Here is a 20,410-nt window from a genome sequence, read left to right on the forward strand (position 1 = left end):
AATAATTAGCTATTCTGGACCTGTTCGACATAGGATGCGAGATCAAAGTTACCAGCAAATTCTGCAAGGTGAACTAAATTCCGTAAGAAATCATGGGTAGCAGCTTCATAATGATATTTAACTCCTAAATCATAAATATAGCCGTTGATGTAATCAACTTCAGTTGGACGGCCTTTTGAAAAGTCTTGGTACATTGATGGGTAGTGAAGGGGATTGCCCACTTCACTAACGTATTTAACGGTTTCCCATTCATCTTCACGGGTCCCTAATAATTTAATATTAGCCCGTTCACAAACGTCATATGCTTCGTTAATTAATTGACGAGATAGCTTTTCAGCAGTAGGGGATTGGATAAATTCACCCATTGGAATCTTCATCATGGTACAAAGAGTGTTAACCACAGAGTTAAAGATAATTTTAGATAACAAGGTTCCCATGAAGTTAGTCGTTAACGTTGGATTTAAGTTTGCTTTTTTAAAATCATCCATAATCTGATGGGTGGTGTCATCAGGCTTTTCAGTTTGGTTAGCGAAGTGCATTGAACCAGCACCGGGCTTTCCAATAAAGTCAACATCACCAGGCTTATTAAGGACGGTTCCAATTAAAGCAGTCCCTCCAATTACCTTATCTTCAGCAAAGTATTTATCAAATTTTTCAATATGCCCCATTCCATTCATTCCACTAACCACATATTGCTTATCAGTAAAGAAATGGGCACAACGTTCTAACATTTCTGACAAGCCCATTTGCTTAGTGAATACTATGTACGCATCCGGATTGCCTTTATATTCTTCAGGGAAATAGATATTAACTGGAACTAAGTGACGACCTTGACCGTCTCTTGATACAAACACACCACCTTGTTCCTTAATCGTATTTACTTCTGGTTCCCAGGTATCAACAAAATCGACTTCGAATCCAGCCTCCTGAAGTAATACCCCTAATCTTAATCCCATGGCACCAGCGCCTAAAACTGTGTATTTCATACTTGTCACTCCAATCTAATTAATTTTTAATAATTCTAGCACTTTCAAATTAAAATGCAACCTTTTTATTAAAATCAGACTAATTGTATACTATTTATTGATGGAGGATTTATTAACATGACAGATAATTCAATTAAAGCGGTAAAAGCATTTTTTGATGACCGGCCAACAGAAGTGATTGCTGCGGACTGTTTAGGGCGCAAGCTCATTTACGATGGTCCCAAGGGGACCGTTGCAGCATACATTGTTGAAGCAGAAGCCTACCTAGGCGAACAAGACTCAACAGCCCATGCTTATCAAGGACGGCGAACATCTTCGGTTGAGCCCCTTTACGGCCAACCGGGGACGGTTTACATTTATTCAATTCATGGCCGTTATCTTTTTGATGTGGTAACGCAAAGAAAAGATGTTCCCCAAGGAATTTTAATTCGGGCGGGAGAACCATGTGCTGGAATTGAGATTATGGAGCAAAACCGCAGTAAGCACGGGGTTAATTTAACTAACGGACCCGGAAAGTTGATGGAGGCATTTGGAATTCACGATATGAAAATGAACCAGTTATTTGTTAATGCTTGCCCAATTCGAATGGATTTAGACCATCGTTTAATTCCAAGTCAAGTTGCTACTGGTGCTAGAATTGGGGTGAATCAAAGTGGACCTTCTGCCCAACTACCGCTGCGTTTCTACGTGGCTGGTAATCCGTATGTTTCTGGAATGTTAAAGCGGAATACGTTGGCAAATAACGGTTGGCAAAAATAATAATTGATGGACTTCAGATAAAAAGTGGGGGATTAACATGCGACTATTACACACAGCTGATTGGCACATCGGTCGGCGATTACACGGTTTTAACTTGGCTGAAGAACAACTGAATGCGTTTAAGCAAATTGAACGAATTGCGATTGATGAACAGGTTGATGGAATTATCATCGCTGGTGATTTATACGATCGAAGCCTTCCCTCTGAACAATCAGTGGGCCTATTTAACCGGATGCTCAAAAAATTAAATTTAGCAGACCACTTCCCAATTTATGCAATTGCTGGAAACCATGATAGCGCAACCCGTTTATCGATTGGCAGCGACTGGTTTAAGGATACTAATCTTTATATTCATACCCAGGTTAGTCAGTGCTTCCAACCAGTTGAACTTGCAGACGCACAGCTATTCTTACTGCCGTTTTTTGAGCCATTTGAGGTCCGGCAGTATTTTAATGATGAATCAATTCAACACGTTGACGAGGCGTTTGCTGCAATCGTTGAACAAATTAAGAAGCAATTCGTTTCCGATAAGAAGCACATCCTGATCTCCCACTTCTTTGTGGCGGGCAGTGCAACCACGGAATCCGAAACAAAGTTGACTGTCGGGGGACTATCAGCGGTTCCTGAACAATTACTAGCGGACTTTGATTATGTTGCACTTGGACATCTGCATGGAAAGGATGCGATTAAGGCACCGAATATTCAATACAGCGGCTCTCCAGTCAAGTTTTCGTTGTCTGAGGCTAATCAGAAAAAAAGGGGTTTTCGTTGTGGATACCAATCGGATCGAACAGCGCCAATTTTTTTGAATTATCACCACTGCGCGATGTTAAGCAGTTAACTGATTCGTTCGAAAAGCTAACTGATCCTGGATATTACGAAGCGGTGAACCGGGATGACTATATTGGCATTAACCTTACCAACCAAAATCAAATCCCTAACTTAATGGCTCGGCTTAGAAAAATTTATCCAAATATCATCGAGTTAAAGCGGGCTAATGGCTCGGCAGCGGTGTTTAAGTCCCACGGTATCAATGCAAATCAAATTCGGCAAACTGATCCGATGGACCTATTAGATCGGTTTTATGAAAAAATTACCAAACAAAAATTAACTAAGAATCAGCTAAAGTGGGCTCAAGATGCTTTAAAGTCCATTAATAACGGGGGTAAATAACAATGCGACCATTAGCACTAACCTTAAAAAATTTCGGACCCTATGAAAACGAAACCATTGATTTTAATGGTCTATATGCGTCATCGCTTTTTTTAATTTCGGGTCCAACTGGAAGCGGGAAAACCACCATCTTCGATGCAATTACGTTCGCACTCTATGGCCTCGGAGCTAGCGATGAACGGCCGGTTGATGAACTACGCTCTGATTTTGCCAACCCGGATGCTGAAACCAGTATTGACTTTAAGTTTGAACATCAAGGGAGCGTTTATTTGGTGCACAGAGAACCGAAACAAACGCGGAATAAAAAACGGGGCACTGGTCAAAAGGAGTACCCTGCCGTGGGACGTTTGAGGATTTTTGTTGATGGAGTGGAAAAAGACGAAGTTACCAAGTTGCAAAAGATTAACCTCATCTTAACCGACGTGCTACAAATTAATCGCCAGCAATTTACCCAGATTGTAATGCTCCCACAGGGTGATTTTAGAAAGTTTCTGGTGGCCTCTAGTGCCGATAAGGAAGGGGTCTTACGCCACATTTTTAAAACCACTCGCTACCAAAAGTGGGGGGAGTTGCTTCATGATCAATTACGAGCAACGACTAAAAAGAGTAACCAGTGGCAATTAGCCATTGAACAAGAACTTGCAAAGGTAAAGTGGAGTGCTGTAAATGCTGATCAGGAAAAGGATTTGACCAATGAAGCAAAACTAGAGTTACTAGTTCAACAACAAAAGACTGCCAAGGCCGAACTAACAGCTGCTGAGAAAACGGTGGATCAATCGCAACTAGAATATGAACAGGCTCAGCAAAAATTAGCTGCAGCGCAAAAAATGAACAATCAAATTAAGACGTACAATGATTTTAAGGTTCAGTTAGCAACGCTTTCCGCTCAACAACCTGAGATGGATCAATTAGCGAATACGATTAACGACTTGAATTGGGTTCGTGATCATCAAGCTACCAATCAACAGTTAGTAGAGCTAAAAGCGCAAATTACCAGGTATGAAGAAAAGCAAAAAGATACCACTACCCAAATTGATCATAATCAAGTCCTTGCTAGGAAGTTGAAGACGGCCGCTGATCTCTTAACCAATGTTGCTGGTCAACAGGATCAAAGAATTGCAACGAAATCAATTTATATTAACCAGCGGCCAGCACTAAGTGACTATCAGGAAAAGCAATCTCAACTAGAACGAGAAGCTAAAAAAAATCAAGCGGTAATTGAGGAAATTGAACGAGTAAATAAAATCCATGCTAAGTTGGTTGCAACCCACCAAGCAAATGACCAAAAAGCTCAGCAATTGCCGGCCTTAAAACAGTTACGCACTAGCACCCAGCATCAAATTGATCAATTACTTACCATTGGAAAGCGGACGCAGCGCCTTTTGGCAAGCCAATTTGAATTGACAGATTTAAAAGAGCAGTTAAAGCATTCGAATGCCGAAATTAAACAATTTAGTTCAGTGGTGGCTGACTTGAAGAGTAATTATGAGAATTTGAACAATCAGTTCATTCAAAATCAAATTCTGGCTTTGGCTGCCCAATTAAAATCGGGAACACCTTGCCCAGTTTGTGGGAGTCTAGAGCATCCTGATCCAGCACGATTGGATAGTGAGCAGCAGGTTTCTGAGGCGGCTGTGAAACAGGCAAATAGTGAGTACCAATCTAAATCCCAAGCGCTAGCGGAGTTGAAATCCAAAACTGCTGAACGCGAATCGCAAATGCAAAAGCAAATTAAGGCAGTCGAAACCGAGCGGTGTGAATTAATTAGTGAATTAAAAGAAGTTACGGATGTTGATTCTACAATTACTATTCAATCATTAGCTGATTTACTTAAGCAACTGACCGTCCAAAAGCAGGCAGCTGCTAATCAAAACGAACAAGAAATTAAACGGATTGAAAAAATCATTGAATCTGATCGCCAGATACAGGCGGATTTATTAAAATGTGAAAACCAAATTACTAAGTTAGAAAATGATAAGAATCAAGGAGCCATCGACCAACAAAAAATTACAACTGAGTTAAAAGACGTTCAAGCGGGGCTGCCAGACGGGGTAACTGACCTTAAGACGCTAGATTCTAAAATTGCGCAGTTGGACTCAGAAATAAATAAGTACCAAGCAGCGGTTACCGCAAGCCAAAAGCAAATAGCTGATAATCGCGAACAACGTTCCTCGCTAAGTGCGCAGCTGGTGGCAATTCAAGAAGACATTGATGAAGCCCAATCGACATATCAACAAAAATATACCCAGTTGGATGGCGAAATTCAGCATCACTTTTCAGCGACTGACGGGTGGCAAGCGTTCAAAAACCAGTTGGAACAGTTGAAGAATTTGGCTGATTACCAAGCTCAACTAACTGATTACAACGACCATCTGAAAGCAGTTCAAAATAACATTGCAACCTACCAAAAGCTAGTTGGCGACCATCAGTTGGTTGACCTAGTGGATGCGAATGCACAGGTGGAAGGATTAGCAAAAAAACGTACCCTAGTTAAGGATGAATTCCAGACTCAACGGGATGTGTTCACACTGAATGCTGAAACTCTAAAGCAGGTTCAAAAAAATTACCAGCAGATTGGTGAGCATGCGCAAAGATTAAATGAGCTGACCCTACTTTCCGAAACGATAAACGGGAAAGGGGATGCTAAACTGAGTCTAGAACGCTATGTCCTACGTGCACAGTTAGTGGAAATTTTAGGAGTAGCGAACGAATACCTTGCCGACTTAAGTTCGAATCGGTATCAATTAATTCTGCATGATGGAATTGGGTCGAATCAAAAGGACACGGGACTAGAAATTGATGTTTATGATGATAACGTTGGCCAGGCTCGTAGCGTTCATACCCTATCCGGTGGGGAGAGCTTTATTGCTGCCCTAAGCTTGGCTCTAGCCCTTGGTGAAGTCATTCAAAATGAAGCAGGTGGGATTAGCATCGATACCCTATTCATTGATGAAGGGTTTGGATCTTTGGATCGTGACTCACTGCAAACGGCGATGGCGGCCTTAGAAAACATTGAATCTGATAATCGAACGATTGGGATCATTAGTCATGTTGCAACACTCCAGGAACAAATTCCGGTTCAGCTAAAAATTCATCAAGTTGAGCAGGGCCGTAGTACCACTAGGGTAATTAACAATTAGGAGGAATTCATGAAGAATCAATTTTTATTCCTGTTTAGGCAACGACTAATTGGGTATACATTGGACAATCGAACTTTAATCTTGATAACTGGAACGATTGTCATTATTTCAGTGGTTGTAGTTCTATTAATTATTAAATTTAACCGGAAGTAGCAACCATTTTTAATGGTATTGAAATATGCGGAATTAAATAATAAAATTAAGGTTAATGATGGGGTGATTATCTTAATGAAAACAAAATTAGCATTAACACTGTTATGGGTGCCGTTACTACTAGCAGGTTGTGGGAATAACAACAGTAATGATGGTCAATTTTCAGGGCGTTCAAAGAGTATCACGACTGCTGTTAACCGTTCTAAAGAAGCTGCTAAAAAACAATCCGAGAGTAATTCCAGTTCAATTCAGACTAGTGATTATCAATCAATTGATAAGTCATTTATTGAAAGGGCACTTGATAAAAAACAAATTGCAGTTGCAAAGGCGCAAATTGCAAACAAGAAGTTTATTATTGATGGGAAGATAAAACAAATTGGGAAGGTGAAGTCCAATCAGAGGTCAATTTTGGTCAGTTCAAACGGGCAAAACTACATTGTTTATGCTAGACCTGAGATAATCAAAAACGTTAAAGCGAACCAAAGCGTCAAAATTTACGGGAGCGGTCTTTCCATTATGAGTGGAAACGCCAGTGATTTCGGCATTTCACAAAAGCTATCAGCTGATGAAACGTTGCTATTCAATGCCGCTCAAATTGATGCAAAATAAAAATCGTGGAATTGTAATTACCAAGCATTCGTTATTATTAATAACATCGTTGGCAAAGTACAATTCCACGATTTTTTAATTTTCTTCGTATATTTTAAGTGCAAGGTATAGCTTGTGAATTGGATATCTAATAATCGGCAATCCAATCGTAATTAAGCTAATGAAAAGCCCTTCAAGGACCATTGGACGATTAGTAAAGAATCTTAAATGAACACTCCAAAGAGCCGTAAATGCAATGATTAGGATGATCGTGCCAAATAGATGTGCCTTCCAAAATAATTTGTCTGTTTTCTGAATTTGATCAAAATGATACCAAGCAATAATGAAATGGGCGAATCCAGCAGTTAGCCAGATAGCTGCAGTCACCACACACAGGTTAATGATAAACATTCTCATAATCAGCCCCCCTAAAATTTGCAGTTTTTTTACAATTTCTTGATTTAATTATAAAATTAAAAAATGTATAATTAAATAATTAGGGACTAATTCTTAATATTTTACATTGAAAGGAACCGTTGATTTGCGACTAAAAAAGGGCTATCCATACATAATAATACTTTTCATTGCGTTAATAATTTTAATTCCACAGGTTCGTTCGCATGCCTTTATATATGGCGTAGATTCAGCATTTCACATGAATCGATTTTACGATGCAGCAATGCAAATTCAGACTGGTCATTATAATTATTTTCAATCGTTCTTTGGCTTTCAGCAGTCAGGACGTTCAGTGAATGCGTTATATGGGCCACTATTTGCATATTTAAACGGTGCTTTACTACTGATTACTAAGACCTGGTATCGTTATCAAATTGCCAGTTCCTTCCTAGTTTTATTCATCAGCGGGAGTTTAATGTATCGATTAGCGGTTAAGAACCATGTTAAGGGGTACATTGGAATCATCATTGCGATGCTTTATATGATGTCGGATCCAGTAATGGCCTGGGTTGTCGGCCAACAATTTACCGGTTGGGGAGCCGCCTTTTTACCGCTAGCTTTATTAATGGGGACTGAAATGGTTCGCAACAAACGCATCTCAATTATTAAGCTTTCACTTGCCATGGCATTACTACTGCAGGTTCACTTCATGACTTCCCTGATGGCAGCACTATCACTGGTCCCGTTCTTTTTAGTTGCGCTATACCTTTCAAATCAGCGGTTAAAGCTCTTTCAACAATTATTCCTGGCAATCGGGTTAACGGTACTGCTCACTGCCAACGTTTGGGGTGGAATGCTAGAACTATCATTATCGAACAACTTATTGCCAGTTGCGCCGGGAATTGACGTTAGTGTAACTGCACCACGGGTGGCTGGACAATCCTCTGGGGTCTTGGCTAGTAGCACCGCTAGTGCTGGGGTGGGGTCCGGTTTAAATACCCTAGGCGTGAGCGTCCCATTCCTATTGATTTTACTGGCGATTCTGGGATATCTGGTTTTCAATTACAAAAGAATGCCCAAGTTGACCTATTTGATAACAGCCACCGGAGTCGGGTTTCTTTACATTGCTTCCGATTATTTTCCATGGCACTACCTAGCCCATCTCCTACCATCTGTGGACTACATTCAATTTCCATCCCGCTTCTTAGTGGTGGCAATCGTTTTAATGTTATTAGCGTTTGGAATGTGCCTATCCAACTCTGATGGCCTAATGATTAGTCCCATCATTAAAATTGGATTTACCGTCTACGTTTTACTGGCGGTACAGGCAACTTCTTATCAGGAGTTGCAGAATGGAATTGCGGCTTATCAGTCTGATCAGGTAGTATTACCAGATCGAAACTTAACGATTAGCCCACTCAAACCGGCCAAGTTACGGGCAATGTTTAATACCGATAATTTAGAATTAGCGATTAATGCTTTTAATAAACCAACGCCAGATTACCTTCCGTTTTTTGTAAAAATTCATCCTGATCAATACTGGGTCTATCATCCATATCACCTGTATAAGTCACAAATTTTAACTAATTTAAAGCCCAATAATAGTGATAAGGATAAACAATCAGATACGCCGCCTGTTAAAAAAGTGGTTACAGATAAGGGCTTGGAAATAACTTGGACCAATCCGCTGGATCATAAGTGGTGGATATCGATTCCCGTTATTAAGTACGCTAACACCGTCGTATTAATTGATGGGAAGCGGGTCCCAGTTGACACCTCTTCAATCGGAAAGATGTTTATTGACTCAAAGCCTGGAATTAACCATGCTTTAATCTTCTATCAATCAACCTGGTGGTACTACTTATCCGTATTGGCTACGTTAATTACGGCTTTGGCCTTGTTAATTAACCCGATTGTAAAAAAAGCGTTGATTTATTTAAAAAAATCAAAAATAATTAAAATTTAAATTGATTATGATTAAAAAATTTTGTAGTATAAGTATATGAAATAAGTGAGCCATATTTATGCAAAATGTTACTAACATAGAAAGGTTGGTATTAATTATGAGATTAAAGGATTTTAAATCGCATATCATTAATATGATTGAAACCCCGATTAATTTTAAACGAACCAAGAATAATTTCTTGATTATTTCCACTAATTCAGGAGTTATTAATAAGAAATCACACACCCTTTTAACAATTAACATGAATAAGAAAAATAAATTTACAATTATTGAAAAGCTAAGCAACGACATTAGCGAATACATGGCGATTGTTCAGTTAGTCGTGATGTTTGCTAATACCGATCCAGTGGATCGTGAGGACATTTCGCATAATATGAAACTCGTTAATTAGATTAACGGTACTTAAATTTAAAAGGATTCGGCCCATTTGGCTGAGTCCTTTTACTTTGGTTTAATTGTGATATAATGTTTTCTATTCTACTTTTAGAAAGCTGGATTTATTAATGGAAAAGGGCGAATATTGGCGCAGAAACTTAAACGTACTCTGGTTTGGTAATTTTATTGCGGGGGTTGGATTTAGCTCCATTAGCCCATTTATTGCTTTATTCATTGCTCAATTGGGCCATTATAGCAATGAACAGGTCTCAGTATTGAGCGGGATGGCGTTTGCGGCTCCATTCATCATTAAGATGATTATTTCACCACTTTGGGGGATTTTAGCTGATCGTTATGGTCGCAAACCAATGCTATTACGGGCATCCCTAGGGATGGCGGTTGTAATTGGGTCAATGAGTCTAGTTACGAATGCATATGAGTTGATTTGCCTCCGACTGCTCCAGGGAGTCTTTGCTGGATTTATTGGGAACGCAATTGCCCTGGTGGCAGCCGAAACGCCCTCTGAACATATCGGACAGGCATCCGGAAAAATTTCGACTGGAAATGTTTCCGGAACGTTAGTAGGGCCCTTAGTTGGTGGAATAATTGCGACTTCATTTGGATACCGCTTTACGTTTTTAATTACCGGTTTGGCATTGTTAGCTGCGTTTTTACTAAGCTTATTTTTGGTGCATGAGCATTTTAAACCGGTACCGAGACAAAAGGGAGTTAAACAACCGCACTTTTTACAGGGAATTCCAATGGCCAAGCTCATCATTGCGATGTTTTTAACTACCCTCTGTGTTCAAGCAACTAATAACTCGATTTCGCCAATTTTGAGTTTATACGTTAAGCAACTGTTACCGGCGACTGGTTCAGTTGCACTAATTGCCGGAATTATCCAGTCTGTGAATGGGGTTTCAATGATTATGGTTGCACCATTATTTGGCCGACTAGGTGACCGGATTGGGGCAACGAAGGTGTTGTTTTTTGGTTTAGTATTTGCAACTATGGTCTTCATAGCAACCGCTTTTACCCAAAATATATGGGAATTAGCTGTTTGTAGATTATTAGTGGGGATTTCCGATGCAGCATTATTACCAATGGTTCAAGCGTTATTAGCGAAAGGCAGCCCTAAAGACCGCATTAGTAAGGTCTTTAGCTGGAATCAAAGCTTTCAAGCTGCCGGAAACGTATCAGGGCCACTAGTTGGTTCCACCGTAGTTTTATTTGGTGGGTATCGAGGAGTCTTTTTAGCTACTGCCGTAATTGCGGTAATTAACCTGTTAATCGTTAGAAGAGCAACTAACGATTTACCAGCTCACCAAAATTAATAATTATTTTTTACAATTAATTTACTATTATTTTACAATCATTTAGTAAAATGATAGTTGGTTTAATTTAATCCCCCGGGAACTGATGATTACGTCAGTTCCCTTTTTAGTTGCCCTTAATTGACATTTAAATTATCTAGCTTAGAATATTAGCTAATTAATATAAATTTTAGGGCAATGACAATTGCCCTTTAGATTGTGGGGTTAAATAATGAAACAAGCAGAACAACGATCGATTTTAGAAACGTTGGTCGGAATTAATACGGTTGCTGATAACGAACTAGCAGTCGCTAAATACCTTGCTGACCTATTTAAAAAGCACGGGATTAAGAGTACGATTGTCGACCAATTTCCTGGCCGAGCGAACTTAGTGGCTGAAATTGGCAATGGAAATGGTCCCAAATTAGCATTTGCAGGGCATGAAGATACCGTTCATCAAGGAAATGATGACGACTGGAATACTCCTCCATTTGAAGCTTCAATCGTTAGCGACCGAATCTATGGCCGGGGCGTTACCGACATGAAGAGTGGGTTAGCTGCTCAGGCAATCGCATTAATTGAGTTAGTAGAATCGGGAGCTAAAATTAACGGAACCCTCCGTTTTATGGCCACTATTTCTGAAGAATTGACCCAGGGGGGAGCCCATTTACTAAGTGAAAAGGGCTACGTTGATGACTTAGACTCAGTTGTGATTGGAGAACCAACAGGGGTTCCCGTTGCTGATGTTGAAAGTTACTTTCACAGTGGGGGTAACGATACCGATTCCACGACGATTGATACCCTTGTTAAGACGCAACTTACCAACCAACATTTTATTGTCAATGCCCATAAGGGAGCTTTAATTTATAAGGTAGAAAGTTTTGGGAAGGCCGCCCATAGTTCTACTCCTCATTTAGGGATTAGTGCGATTGACAAACTATTTGAATACCGGGTGGCTGAACATGAGTTATTTGATAGCTTTACTGAAACGGACGCCGAACTGGGTGGAACGATTTATACTCCTGATATATTCATTGGTGGTAAGCAGGTTAATAGTATTCCTGACTATGCCTATCAAGAGGTGATGGTCAGAACGATTCCCCAACTATCCAACGACAAGTTAATTGAGCATTTGAATGCATTAATTGATAAGTTTAACCAACTGGATGGATTTAATTTGAAGTTAACGGTTGAATTTAGTGGTTATCCGGTGAAAAGTGATCCTGAATCGACAATAATTAAGGTCGCTCAACAACAGGCCCAAGTGGATTTAGATGAACCGCTGCCACTGCCATTAATGCAAATTTCAATGGGAACGGATGGTTCTCAATATAAAAAGCGGAATCCAAATTTGGATCTAATTGTTTTAGGACCGGGCAACAATACTGCTCATCGGGCTAATGAGTGGGTTGACTTAGATTCGTACTACCGCTTTATTAAGTTGTATTATGATATTGCCAGCAACTACTTAAAGTGATCATACTAATGAACGAAGATGAAGCTCGTCACCATGCAGCAATTATTTTCCGCCGATTAACACCATGGTTTAAGCGGTTACCAAACACTATGTATCGGTTAATTGTGGTGAATGATATTTATGATAGCTGCTATAACTTCTACATTGAAATTAGTCGTAAAAATACGTTAACACGATTGGTCCCACTACATGAAATTAGCGACTACGATTTAGATTCGTTGGCGTTAATTTTGAAAGCGCTAAATCGTGATTGTCACTTACCAATTAAATTTCGTAACTTTACAGATGCGAATCGCAAACGATTAAGTAGTTGCTTTCGCTAGCGTTATAATAATTTAGTTTGGTATAATTAAGGGTAACGGATTAATTGGGGGGGATACGAATGATTACAATAGCTGGCACAGTGGGGGCTGGGAAAACGACCTTAGCAGTTGCCCTGGCGAAACACTTAGGAACGAGTGCCTTTTTAGAACCAGTTGATAGTAATCCAATTCTACCAAAGTTTTATCAAAATCCTAAAAAATACGGTTTTTTATTGCAAATTTATTTCTTGAATAAGCAATTAGAAATGATTAAGAATGCACAGGCAAATCCTAATAATGTCTTAGATCAATCGATTTATGAAGGTTCTGTACTTGCGGATGTTAATTATAAACTTAGGAATATTAATCGAACTGAAAAGGCAGTTTACGACAGCCTTTTAACTAATATGACTCAGGAACTACCTAATTCTAATCTCAAGAAAAAGCCAAATTTGTTGGTATTCATCGATATTGATATTGACCATCAATTAAAGCATATTCGTCAGCGCGGTCGTAACTTTGAGCAGGTTGACCAAAATCAGCAGTTATTGGATTATTATAAACAGCTTCAATTATATTATCAGCGTTGGTATAATGACTATCGAGAAAGTCCGAAGATGAAAATTAATGGTAATCGCTATGATTACGTGGATAATGAAGATGATTTAACCGAGGTTCTCCGCCAAATTGAGTATCACGTTGTTAAATAGGTTGTTTTGACTATGTGATAAAGGTATAGTAATATTATAAATGTTAACAAAATTTAAATAATAAATATTAATGGGGTGCCCAATTGGCTGAGATGATACCCACGAACCTGATCCAGGTAATGCTGGCGATAGGGATTAATCATAATTTGAAACTACAATTGATCTCTGTCTTTTTAGACGGAGATTTTTTATTTGGACCCACCATTAATATTTTTACTTGGAGGATTTTTAGATGGGGCAACAGAAACGGATTCAAAAGGTAACGATTTTGGCAATCATGATTGCTTTAGACTTTGTGTTATCACCAATTTTCCGAATTGAAGGGATGGCACCCATGTCGAGTGTTTTAAATGTGACTGCTGCAGTTATGATGGGGCCTTGGTACGCGACGGCGATGGCAGTTGTATGTGCGCTAATGAGAATGTTATTCTTAGGTATTCCGCCATTAGCATTTACTGGGGCGGTTTTTGGAGCTTTATTGGCTGGGCTTTTATACCTCTACAAACGAAATGTTTGGATGGCCATCATAGGGGAAGTAATTGGGACCGGGTTAATTGGTTCGCTAGCTTCTTATCCGGTAATGGTTTGGTACACCGGAACCCACAGCCAACTATTCTGGTTTGTATTTACGCCACGGTTTTTCGGTGGAGCAATTTCAGGATCAATTATTGCTTACCTAATCCTGTTACGGTTAGTTAAAACAAATCAATTTAAGCGGATTCAGAGTTTCTTTTTTAATAACTAACAGATATGTAAAAAATGCGTCGTTAGGAAATTTTCCTAGCGACGCATTTTAAATTGGGTTTAGTTGTCAGAACCACCAACTGGTAGGTTGGTATTCGTTGGATTATTTCCATTTTGGAATTCATCATTGTTAATGGAGTAGATAACCTTGTTGTTATTAGCACTTCCGTTAATAACAACCTTTGAATTAGAAGCAGCACCATCAATGGTATCTAGCTTAACGGTGTTGTTGTTACCACCCATGATTAATTCACGGGTTGCTTCTGATTCTTGTTCAGAAGTTAAATGGTTTCCTTGGAGAACGTTATTATCACCTGATACGTAAACGTCACCAATCTTCTTATCAAATCCCTTAGGATTATCCTTATTTCCCCGAACGTAAATCGAGTTATTGGACATCGTGTTGTATTTACCAGTAAGGTAAACCGCACGGCTGTAGTAAGATTGGATGTTGTTATTTGAAATCATAACGTGATCCCCATTATTGATTTCAAGGTTAGTGAAACCATCAGGATAGATATTGTTACTAGTAATTGAGGCAGCGTATGGATTATCTAATTTAACTGAGATTCCACCAGGTTGAGCCCCAATGAAGTTGTTTACAATCTTAGCTTGTTGGGAGGCACCAATTAAGTGAACCCCATTAGTTAGTTCAGAAATCCAATTATCACGGATATCTGGAGTATCAGCACCGCTTAATACGATTCCATAGGTTGCATTTTTCATTGCAATATCGTGAATTTTAAGACCATCTGAATCCTGTGGGCCACTAATTAGCTTTTGCTCAGTCTTGCCACCCATGTCGTTACTACCTAACATGTTAAGGTGGTCGATTTCAACCCCACTAATCCGAGGAGTTTTACCAGCAACTCCAATTTGAATTCCGGTGGTGTTATTAGCATCCATGATTAATCTACTTCCACCACCTGGCATTGCAGTGCCGGAGTCAGGATCAACGTTGGAACGTAAACCAGCGTTAATTCCCTTGATTCGAACGTGGTTGCGATTAATAACAACCGGTGTTTTAAGGTAGAAATCACCATTAGGAACTAAAATAGTTCCACCAGATGATGGTAACTGAGCAATAATTTTGTTAATTACTGCCCCAGTATCAACGGAAGAATCGCCACTTTTAACACCATAATCAGTGATGTTATAGTAGACGTCTGATAAAGCATCCTTCCCATCTTTTCCATCCTTACCGTTTTGACCAGTTGCACCGGTATCACCCTTAGCGCCAGTGGCCCCAGTGTCACCTTTACCTCCTTGGGTACCGGCAGTTCCATTGGTTCCGTTAGCACCGGTGGCCCCAGTATCACCTTTAGCGCCCTGTGCTCCAGTCGCACCGGTGTTACCCTTAGGACCTTGAGCACCGGTGGCCCCAGTATCACCCTTAGGACCTTGAGCACCAGTGGCTCCAGTATCACCCTTATCACCTTTATCGCCCTTTAGATAGGTGATGTGACTTTTTTTCTTAGCGGTTGTTTTCTTAGTTTGTTTTTTGACAACCTTCTTTTTGGCCTTTTTAGCCTTAGCCTTTTTCTGGGTGGCTGCACTTGCTGTTTCATTCAGGCTACTAACGGTAGTCCCGAAACCAACGAAAGCAATTGATGTTGCTAATAGTGCAATTGCTTTTTTAACCATTTTATTCAATATAAATCTCCTCCACTAAACTAAATTATACAATTAGTTCTTTGATAATGTCATTATACTATTATTAAATCTTAAATACTACATAAAAAATTAATCTATATTAATTTGTGTGCTTTATAAAATAACACTTTTTGGAATGTGTCCCTATTAAATCAGTAGCATAACCATTAAAAATTGAATAAATGAAATTACTTTGAATTAAAATGATAAGCACTAATGAACCATTACTATATTAATAATCACCAAATCTCATTTTACAATAAATTTACATATTTGCCATAAATTGGCGTTTTTAGTGACATATTTTTACATAAAAAATACATCTGCTTTACAGCTTATACAAAATAGAATGTTATTCTTTAAATCGTTAAGAAAAGTTAATGAAATTAACAATTCCATAAGGATAGGTGAAGAATATTGTCAATTCAATTAAAGCATCTTACTAAGAAATATGAAGGTTCAGATACACCAGTATTAGAAAACGTTTCTGCTCATATTGAGGATAATGAATTTTTTGCAATTGTGGGACCATCAGGTTGTGGAAAGAGTACGCTTCTTAGAATGATTGCGGGAATCATTCCAATTAGTTCTGGCAGCTTGTACTTAAATGGTGAAGTGGCTAACGACTTAGCACCCAAGGATCGGAAGTTATCGATGGTATTTCAAAGTTATGCGTTATATCCATTCTTATCCGTATTTGATAACATTGCGTTCGGATTAAAGGCGCGTAAACAACCAAAAGATTTAATTAAACAACGGGTTGATAAAGCGCTAGCATTAGTTAACCTTACTGATCATAGGGACCGGAAACCAAAGGATTTATCCGGAGGCCAAAGACAACGGGTGGCACTAGCAAGAGCAATTGCCAATGAATCCAAGATTTGTTTGATGGATGAACCACTATCTAACTTAGATGCTCAATTAAGGGCTAAGATGCGGATTGAATTAAAAGAATTACAACAAAAATTAGGGTTAACGGTGATTTACGTTACCCATGATCAAGTAGAAGCAATGACAATGGCAGACCACGTAATGGTGTTAAATCACCATCACGTTCAACAAATTGATACGCCACTGGGGGTTTATCAACACCCAAGCAATGAGTTTGTGGCATCCTTCTTTGGAACCCCACAAATTAACCTAATCAATGCGCAATATCAAAATGGCTCGTTAAAAATGGATGAAGACTTTATTATGGATACCGATGATGCTTTAATTGAGGGTCATCAATACAAAGTTGGAATTAGACCTAACCAATTGCAAATCAATAGCGATGTTAACAACGGTAACGCTCAGGTGGTAAACGTCTCCCAATTGGGTGATCGGACAATGGTTGAAGCCCGGCTAAAGAATGAACAAGAAGTGAGAATTGTGCTTGACGGCCAAGTTGATATTCGTCCACAACAATTCATTCAAATTGAAGGGGCAAACGGATACTTTATTTTTGATGCGGATGACCGCAGCCTAGTGAGTGTTAAGAAGGGGGCGCTAACGAATGCTTAAGTCGTTTGATAATAAGGCACTGGAAGAATTGAATGATTCAAATGCTTCTGAAAACGAACGCGCTAAAAAGGGGTTAAAAAAACGGAGTGACTTTGGATACGCTGTCCTATTTTTAGGTCCTTCACTACTCTTATTAGGGGTATTTGTTTTCTACCCAATGATTAAGACTTTGTACATGAGTTTATTTTTAACCAATAACTTTGGTCAAACCACCATTTTCGTTGGACTAAAAAACTATACATCACTCCTTACATCAGCATCGTTTCTTGCTAGCCTTTCATCGACCTTTATCTATGTGATTGGCGTGATGGTTTTAACCATTGTTTTGGGGTTAGCATTAGCGGTGTTTGCAAACCAAAAGTTAAAGGGAATTCAATTCTTTAGAACCATCTTTTCTTCCACGATGGGGGTTTCAGTTTCCGTAGCGGCAATTTTCTTCCTATTTGTATTTAACCCAACTACAGGGTTATTAAATCAAATGGCAGGGTTACTTCACCTTCCACAGTTAAATTGGATGACCGATCCTAACTTAGCGATGATTACGGTGATTGTTTCAACTGTTTGGATGAACCTTGGATTTACTTTCCTAGTTCTTTTTGGAGCTCTTCAGGCAGTTCCCCGGTCACTTTACGACGCAGCGGATATTGAAGGAGCATCTAAGTCCTACCAGCTATTTAAGATTACGATTCCAATGATTTCACCATCATTATTCTTTGTTGGAATCGTTACCTTAATCGGAGCATTTAAGAGCTTTGGACTAATTGATTTAATGACTGCCGGAGGGCCAAATAACGCTACCAATTTGCTAGTTTATAGAATCTACCAGGATGCCTTTTTGAACGGAAACTATAGTCAGGCAAGTACTGAATCAATTGTTTTAACCATCATCATTGCAGTGATGACCATCATTCAATTTAAAGTCTTAGAAAAGCGGGTGAACTACTAATGGATATCGCAAATAGTAGCCAAAGAATCGGTAAACATAAATTTAAAATTAGTAACTTTTTGCAATACCTTCTTTTAATTATTTTAGCGTTAATCGTAATTGGGCCCTTCTTACTAGGGTTGTGGACTAGCTTTTTACCAACCAGTAGCATTACCAAGGGTTCGCTAGCTGGTTCCTTGACGTTTGATAATTACGTTACTGCGGTTCAAACCACCCCGGTCTTGAGATACCTATTAAATAGTTTTATCGTTTCAATAATTAGAACCGTAGGGGAAGTCCTCCTTTGTTCAATGGCAGCCTACGCATTTGTTTTTCTCAAATTTAAGGGCCGAAACTTCATCTTTTACCTTTTTCTGGCAACCATGATGCTTCCATTTGAAGCCGAAGTGATTCCTAATTTTATGACGGTTAAGTCAATGAACTTGCTGAATACATATTCAGTAATGATTATTCCCTTTCTAACATCTGCATTTGGGACCTTCATGCTTAGACAATCATTTCTCCAGATTCCAACTGATTTGAAGGAGGAATCAGATGTAGAGGGACTATCCCATTTCCAATTCTACTGGCATGTTGTACTACCATATTCCAAAATTACACTATTAACGCTTGCTGCATATAGTTTTCTATCAAGTTGGAATGAATACCTCTGGCCAATGTTAACCACCTTTAGTGACCAATACAGAACCGTTCAAGCTGGACTAAGACAAATGCAATCAACCGAAACGTTCAATAACTGGGGGATGATTATGGCTAGTGCTGTAATCGTGGTAATTCCAACCCTAATTATCCTGTTCGTAGGTCAGCATTTCTTTAAGTCAGGTTTAAATGACGGATCAGTTAAATAAGGAGGATTAACATGAACAAGCGGTTATGGATTACTAGCATTATTGGGGTTATCGTATTAGCGGTTTTTGGAGTGTTCTTTAGCGCTCACTCTAATGCTGATCAATCAGCTCAATCTAACCAAAGAATTAAAATTATTTTTTGGCATGAAATGACTGGTCCTGGAGCTGATCAAATTCAACAATTTGCTGATAACTTTAATAAGAAACAAACTAAGTATGAAGTAGTTCCAGAATATGAAGGAAGCTACAACCAAGCGATTCAAAAGGTACTGCAGACCCATGGTACCAATGCTTCGCCAGCACTATTCCAATCAATGGATGTTTCTACTGGTCAGATGCGAAATGCTAACATCACTACGCCAGTGCAAAAGTTCATTGATGAAGATAAATATGATATGGATAAGATAATGCCCGCCGCCCGTGCTTTTTATAGTAAGGATGGTCAACAATTATCAATGCCATTTAATACTTCTCAACCAACGTTGTTTTACAATAAAGCTGTTTTCAAGAAGTACGGTGTGAAGGATCTACCAACTGACCCTTCATATGACGATATTAAAAACGCAGCCAAGGAAATTACTGATAAGTCCAAGGGAGCTGTTAAAGGGGTAACGGTGGATGCCTACGGTTGGTACTTTGAAGAATTCATGGCAAATAGTGGCCAAACACTTGCTAACATGGATGACGGGCACGATGGTTTCCCAACTAAGGTCGACTTTACGAACCAAGCAACCGTAAATGCCATGAACTGGCTACAAGAAATGAATAAGAATGGTTCATTTATTAGCTTTGGTTCTGGAAGCACCTCTGCATCAAACGAAATTGCATCCTTCCTATCAGGAAAACTTGGAATCATGCTTCAATCATCAGCTTCAATGGGCCAATTGGAAGCTGCTGCAAAACCAGGGGACTTAGGAGTGACTTACTATCCAAGACCTAACGGTCAGAAGTCTAATGGAGTGGCCATTGGAGGCGCTTCACTTTGGATTTCAAACGATAAGGATAGCGCTACTCAAAGGGGTGCATGGGAATTTATTAAATACTTAATGCAACCTGAAAACCAAGCCCAATGGCAAAAAGCAACTGGCTACATCGCTTTAAACAAGGATTCACAAACCGAACCAGTGTTGAAGGAACTCTACAAACAACATCCAGAAGCTCAGGTTCCAAGTAATCAGCTTGCACGAACCAAGCCAAATGCAACTAATTCTGGTATCCTAATGGAAGGGCTAGTTCAAATGCGGACAATCACCCAAAATGCAATGCAACAAATCTACGCTGGTAGAAATGTTAATGACGCACTTAAGGATGCTGAAAACCAATTTAATAGTTATTTAGCCCAACACAATAAGGCAAATGGATATTCAAATAAATAGTA

18 protein-coding genes, 1 pseudogene and 1 riboswitch are annotated in these 20,410 nt (G+C 39.2%); of the genes and pseudogenes, 16 read left to right on the top strand and 3 right to left on the bottom strand.

The window, feature by feature from the left end:
• Window positions 1–5: 5 nt before the first annotated feature.
• Window positions 6–986 (bottom strand): ketopantoate reductase family protein, encoded by a 981-nt coding sequence (locus tag HZL42_RS07610; protein ID WP_219283057.1) that lies wholly within the window; start codon window positions 984–986, stop codon window positions 6–8.
• A gap of 117 nt (window positions 987–1,103) precedes the next feature.
• Between HZL42_RS07610 and HZL42_RS07615 the strand changes: the two genes are divergently transcribed.
• From HZL42_RS07615 to HZL42_RS07635, 5 genes and pseudogenes are all read left to right on the top strand, one after another.
• Window positions 1,104–1,745: a DNA-3-methyladenine glycosylase gene (locus HZL42_RS07615; protein ID WP_219283058.1), complete on the top strand. Its 642-nt coding sequence runs from the start codon at window positions 1,104–1,106 to the stop codon at window positions 1,743–1,745.
• A 37-nt stretch (window positions 1,746–1,782) separates the two neighbouring features.
• A pseudogene (locus tag HZL42_RS07620) lies at window positions 1,783–2,918 on the top strand (exonuclease SbcCD subunit D).
• A 2-nt stretch (window positions 2,919–2,920) separates the two neighbouring features.
• Window positions 2,921–6,058, top strand: a complete 3,138-nt coding sequence (locus tag HZL42_RS07625) for an AAA family ATPase (RefSeq protein WP_219283059.1) — start codon at window positions 2,921–2,923, stop codon at window positions 6,056–6,058.
• Window positions 6,059–6,067: 9 nt separating this feature from the next.
• Entirely contained in the window at window positions 6,068–6,211 is a 144-nt protein-coding gene (locus tag HZL42_RS07630; protein ID WP_219283060.1) for a hypothetical protein, read from the top strand.
• Window positions 6,212–6,286: 75 nt separating this feature from the next.
• A complete protein-coding gene (locus tag HZL42_RS07635; protein ID WP_219283061.1) occupies window positions 6,287–6,820 on the top strand; it encodes a hypothetical protein in 534 nt (177 codons plus the stop codon).
• A gap of 75 nt (window positions 6,821–6,895) precedes the next feature.
• Here the strand turns inward: HZL42_RS07635 and HZL42_RS07640 are convergent, their stop codons facing one another.
• Window positions 6,896–7,216: a hypothetical protein gene (locus HZL42_RS07640; RefSeq protein ID WP_219283062.1), complete on the bottom strand. Its 321-nt coding sequence runs from the start codon at window positions 7,214–7,216 to the stop codon at window positions 6,896–6,898.
• Window positions 7,217–7,454: 238 nt separating this feature from the next.
• On the opposite strand from HZL42_RS07640, the gene HZL42_RS07645 reads away from it, so the two are divergent.
• The 7 genes from HZL42_RS07645 (at window position 7,455) to thiW (ending at window position 14,083) form a co-directional block, all read left to right on the top strand.
• Window positions 7,455–9,161: a hypothetical protein gene (locus tag HZL42_RS07645; RefSeq protein ID WP_219283063.1), complete on the top strand. Its 1,707-nt coding sequence runs from the start codon at window positions 7,455–7,457 to the stop codon at window positions 9,159–9,161.
• 97 nt (window positions 9,162–9,258) lie between these two features.
• On the top strand, window positions 9,259–9,552 hold the full coding sequence (locus tag HZL42_RS07650) for a hypothetical protein (RefSeq protein ID WP_219283064.1): 294 nt from the start codon (window positions 9,259–9,261) through the stop codon (window positions 9,550–9,552).
• Window positions 9,553–9,664: 112 nt separating this feature from the next.
• The gene (locus HZL42_RS07655) at window positions 9,665–10,870 is read left to right on the top strand and encodes an MFS transporter (protein ID WP_219283065.1); all 1,206 of its coding nucleotides are present in this window, start codon (window positions 9,665–9,667) and stop codon (window positions 10,868–10,870) included.
• A gap of 211 nt (window positions 10,871–11,081) precedes the next feature.
• On the top strand, window positions 11,082–12,326 hold the full coding sequence (locus HZL42_RS07660; protein ID WP_219283066.1) for a M20/M25/M40 family metallo-hydrolase: 1,245 nt from the start codon (window positions 11,082–11,084) through the stop codon (window positions 12,324–12,326).
• An 8-nt stretch (window positions 12,327–12,334) separates the two neighbouring features.
• The gene (locus HZL42_RS07665; protein WP_219283067.1) at window positions 12,335–12,649 is read left to right on the top strand and encodes an acetyl-CoA carboxylase; all 315 of its coding nucleotides are present in this window, start codon (window positions 12,335–12,337) and stop codon (window positions 12,647–12,649) included.
• A 59-nt stretch (window positions 12,650–12,708) separates the two neighbouring features.
• Window positions 12,709–13,338, top strand: coding sequence for a deoxynucleoside kinase (locus HZL42_RS07670; protein WP_219283068.1), 630 nt, complete (start codon window positions 12,709–12,711; stop codon window positions 13,336–13,338).
• 61 nt (window positions 13,339–13,399) lie between these two features.
• Window positions 13,400–13,490, top strand: a riboswitch (TPP riboswitch).
• Between the two features lie 80 nt (window positions 13,491–13,570).
• Window positions 13,571–14,083, top strand: coding sequence for an energy coupling factor transporter S component ThiW (gene thiW / locus HZL42_RS07675; RefSeq protein ID WP_219283069.1), 513 nt, complete (start codon window positions 13,571–13,573; stop codon window positions 14,081–14,083).
• Between the two features lie 59 nt (window positions 14,084–14,142).
• Here the strand turns inward: thiW and HZL42_RS09050 are convergent, their stop codons facing one another.
• Complete coding sequence (locus HZL42_RS09050; RefSeq protein ID WP_305067557.1) at window positions 14,143–15,726, bottom strand: NosD domain-containing protein; 1,584 nt, start codon at window positions 15,724–15,726, stop codon at window positions 14,143–14,145.
• 426 nt (window positions 15,727–16,152) lie between these two features.
• Between HZL42_RS09050 and HZL42_RS07685 the strand changes: the two genes are divergently transcribed.
• From HZL42_RS07685 to HZL42_RS07700, 4 genes are read left to right on the top strand one after another with little or no spacing between them, the layout of a single operon-like run.
• Window positions 16,153–17,238, top strand: a complete 1,086-nt coding sequence (locus HZL42_RS07685) for an ABC transporter ATP-binding protein (RefSeq protein ID WP_219283071.1) — start codon at window positions 16,153–16,155, stop codon at window positions 17,236–17,238.
• Between the two features lie 19 nt (window positions 17,239–17,257).
• Complete coding sequence (locus tag HZL42_RS07690; protein ID WP_370629307.1) at window positions 17,258–18,184, top strand: carbohydrate ABC transporter permease; 927 nt, start codon at window positions 17,258–17,260, stop codon at window positions 18,182–18,184.
• Window positions 18,184–19,032, top strand: a complete 849-nt coding sequence (locus HZL42_RS07695; protein WP_219283073.1) for a carbohydrate ABC transporter permease — start codon at window positions 18,184–18,186, stop codon at window positions 19,030–19,032. The genes HZL42_RS07690 and HZL42_RS07695 overlap by 1 nt, the downstream gene beginning before the upstream one ends.
• 11 nt (window positions 19,033–19,043) lie before the next feature.
• Window positions 19,044–20,408: an ABC transporter substrate-binding protein gene (locus tag HZL42_RS07700; protein ID WP_219283074.1), complete on the top strand. Its 1,365-nt coding sequence runs from the start codon at window positions 19,044–19,046 to the stop codon at window positions 20,406–20,408.
• The last annotated feature ends 2 nt before the right edge of the window (window positions 20,409–20,410 follow it).

The organism is Lactobacillus sp. Sy-1 (assembly GCF_019303535.1).
Lineage (GTDB): Bacteria > Bacillota > Bacilli > Lactobacillales > Lactobacillaceae > Nicoliella.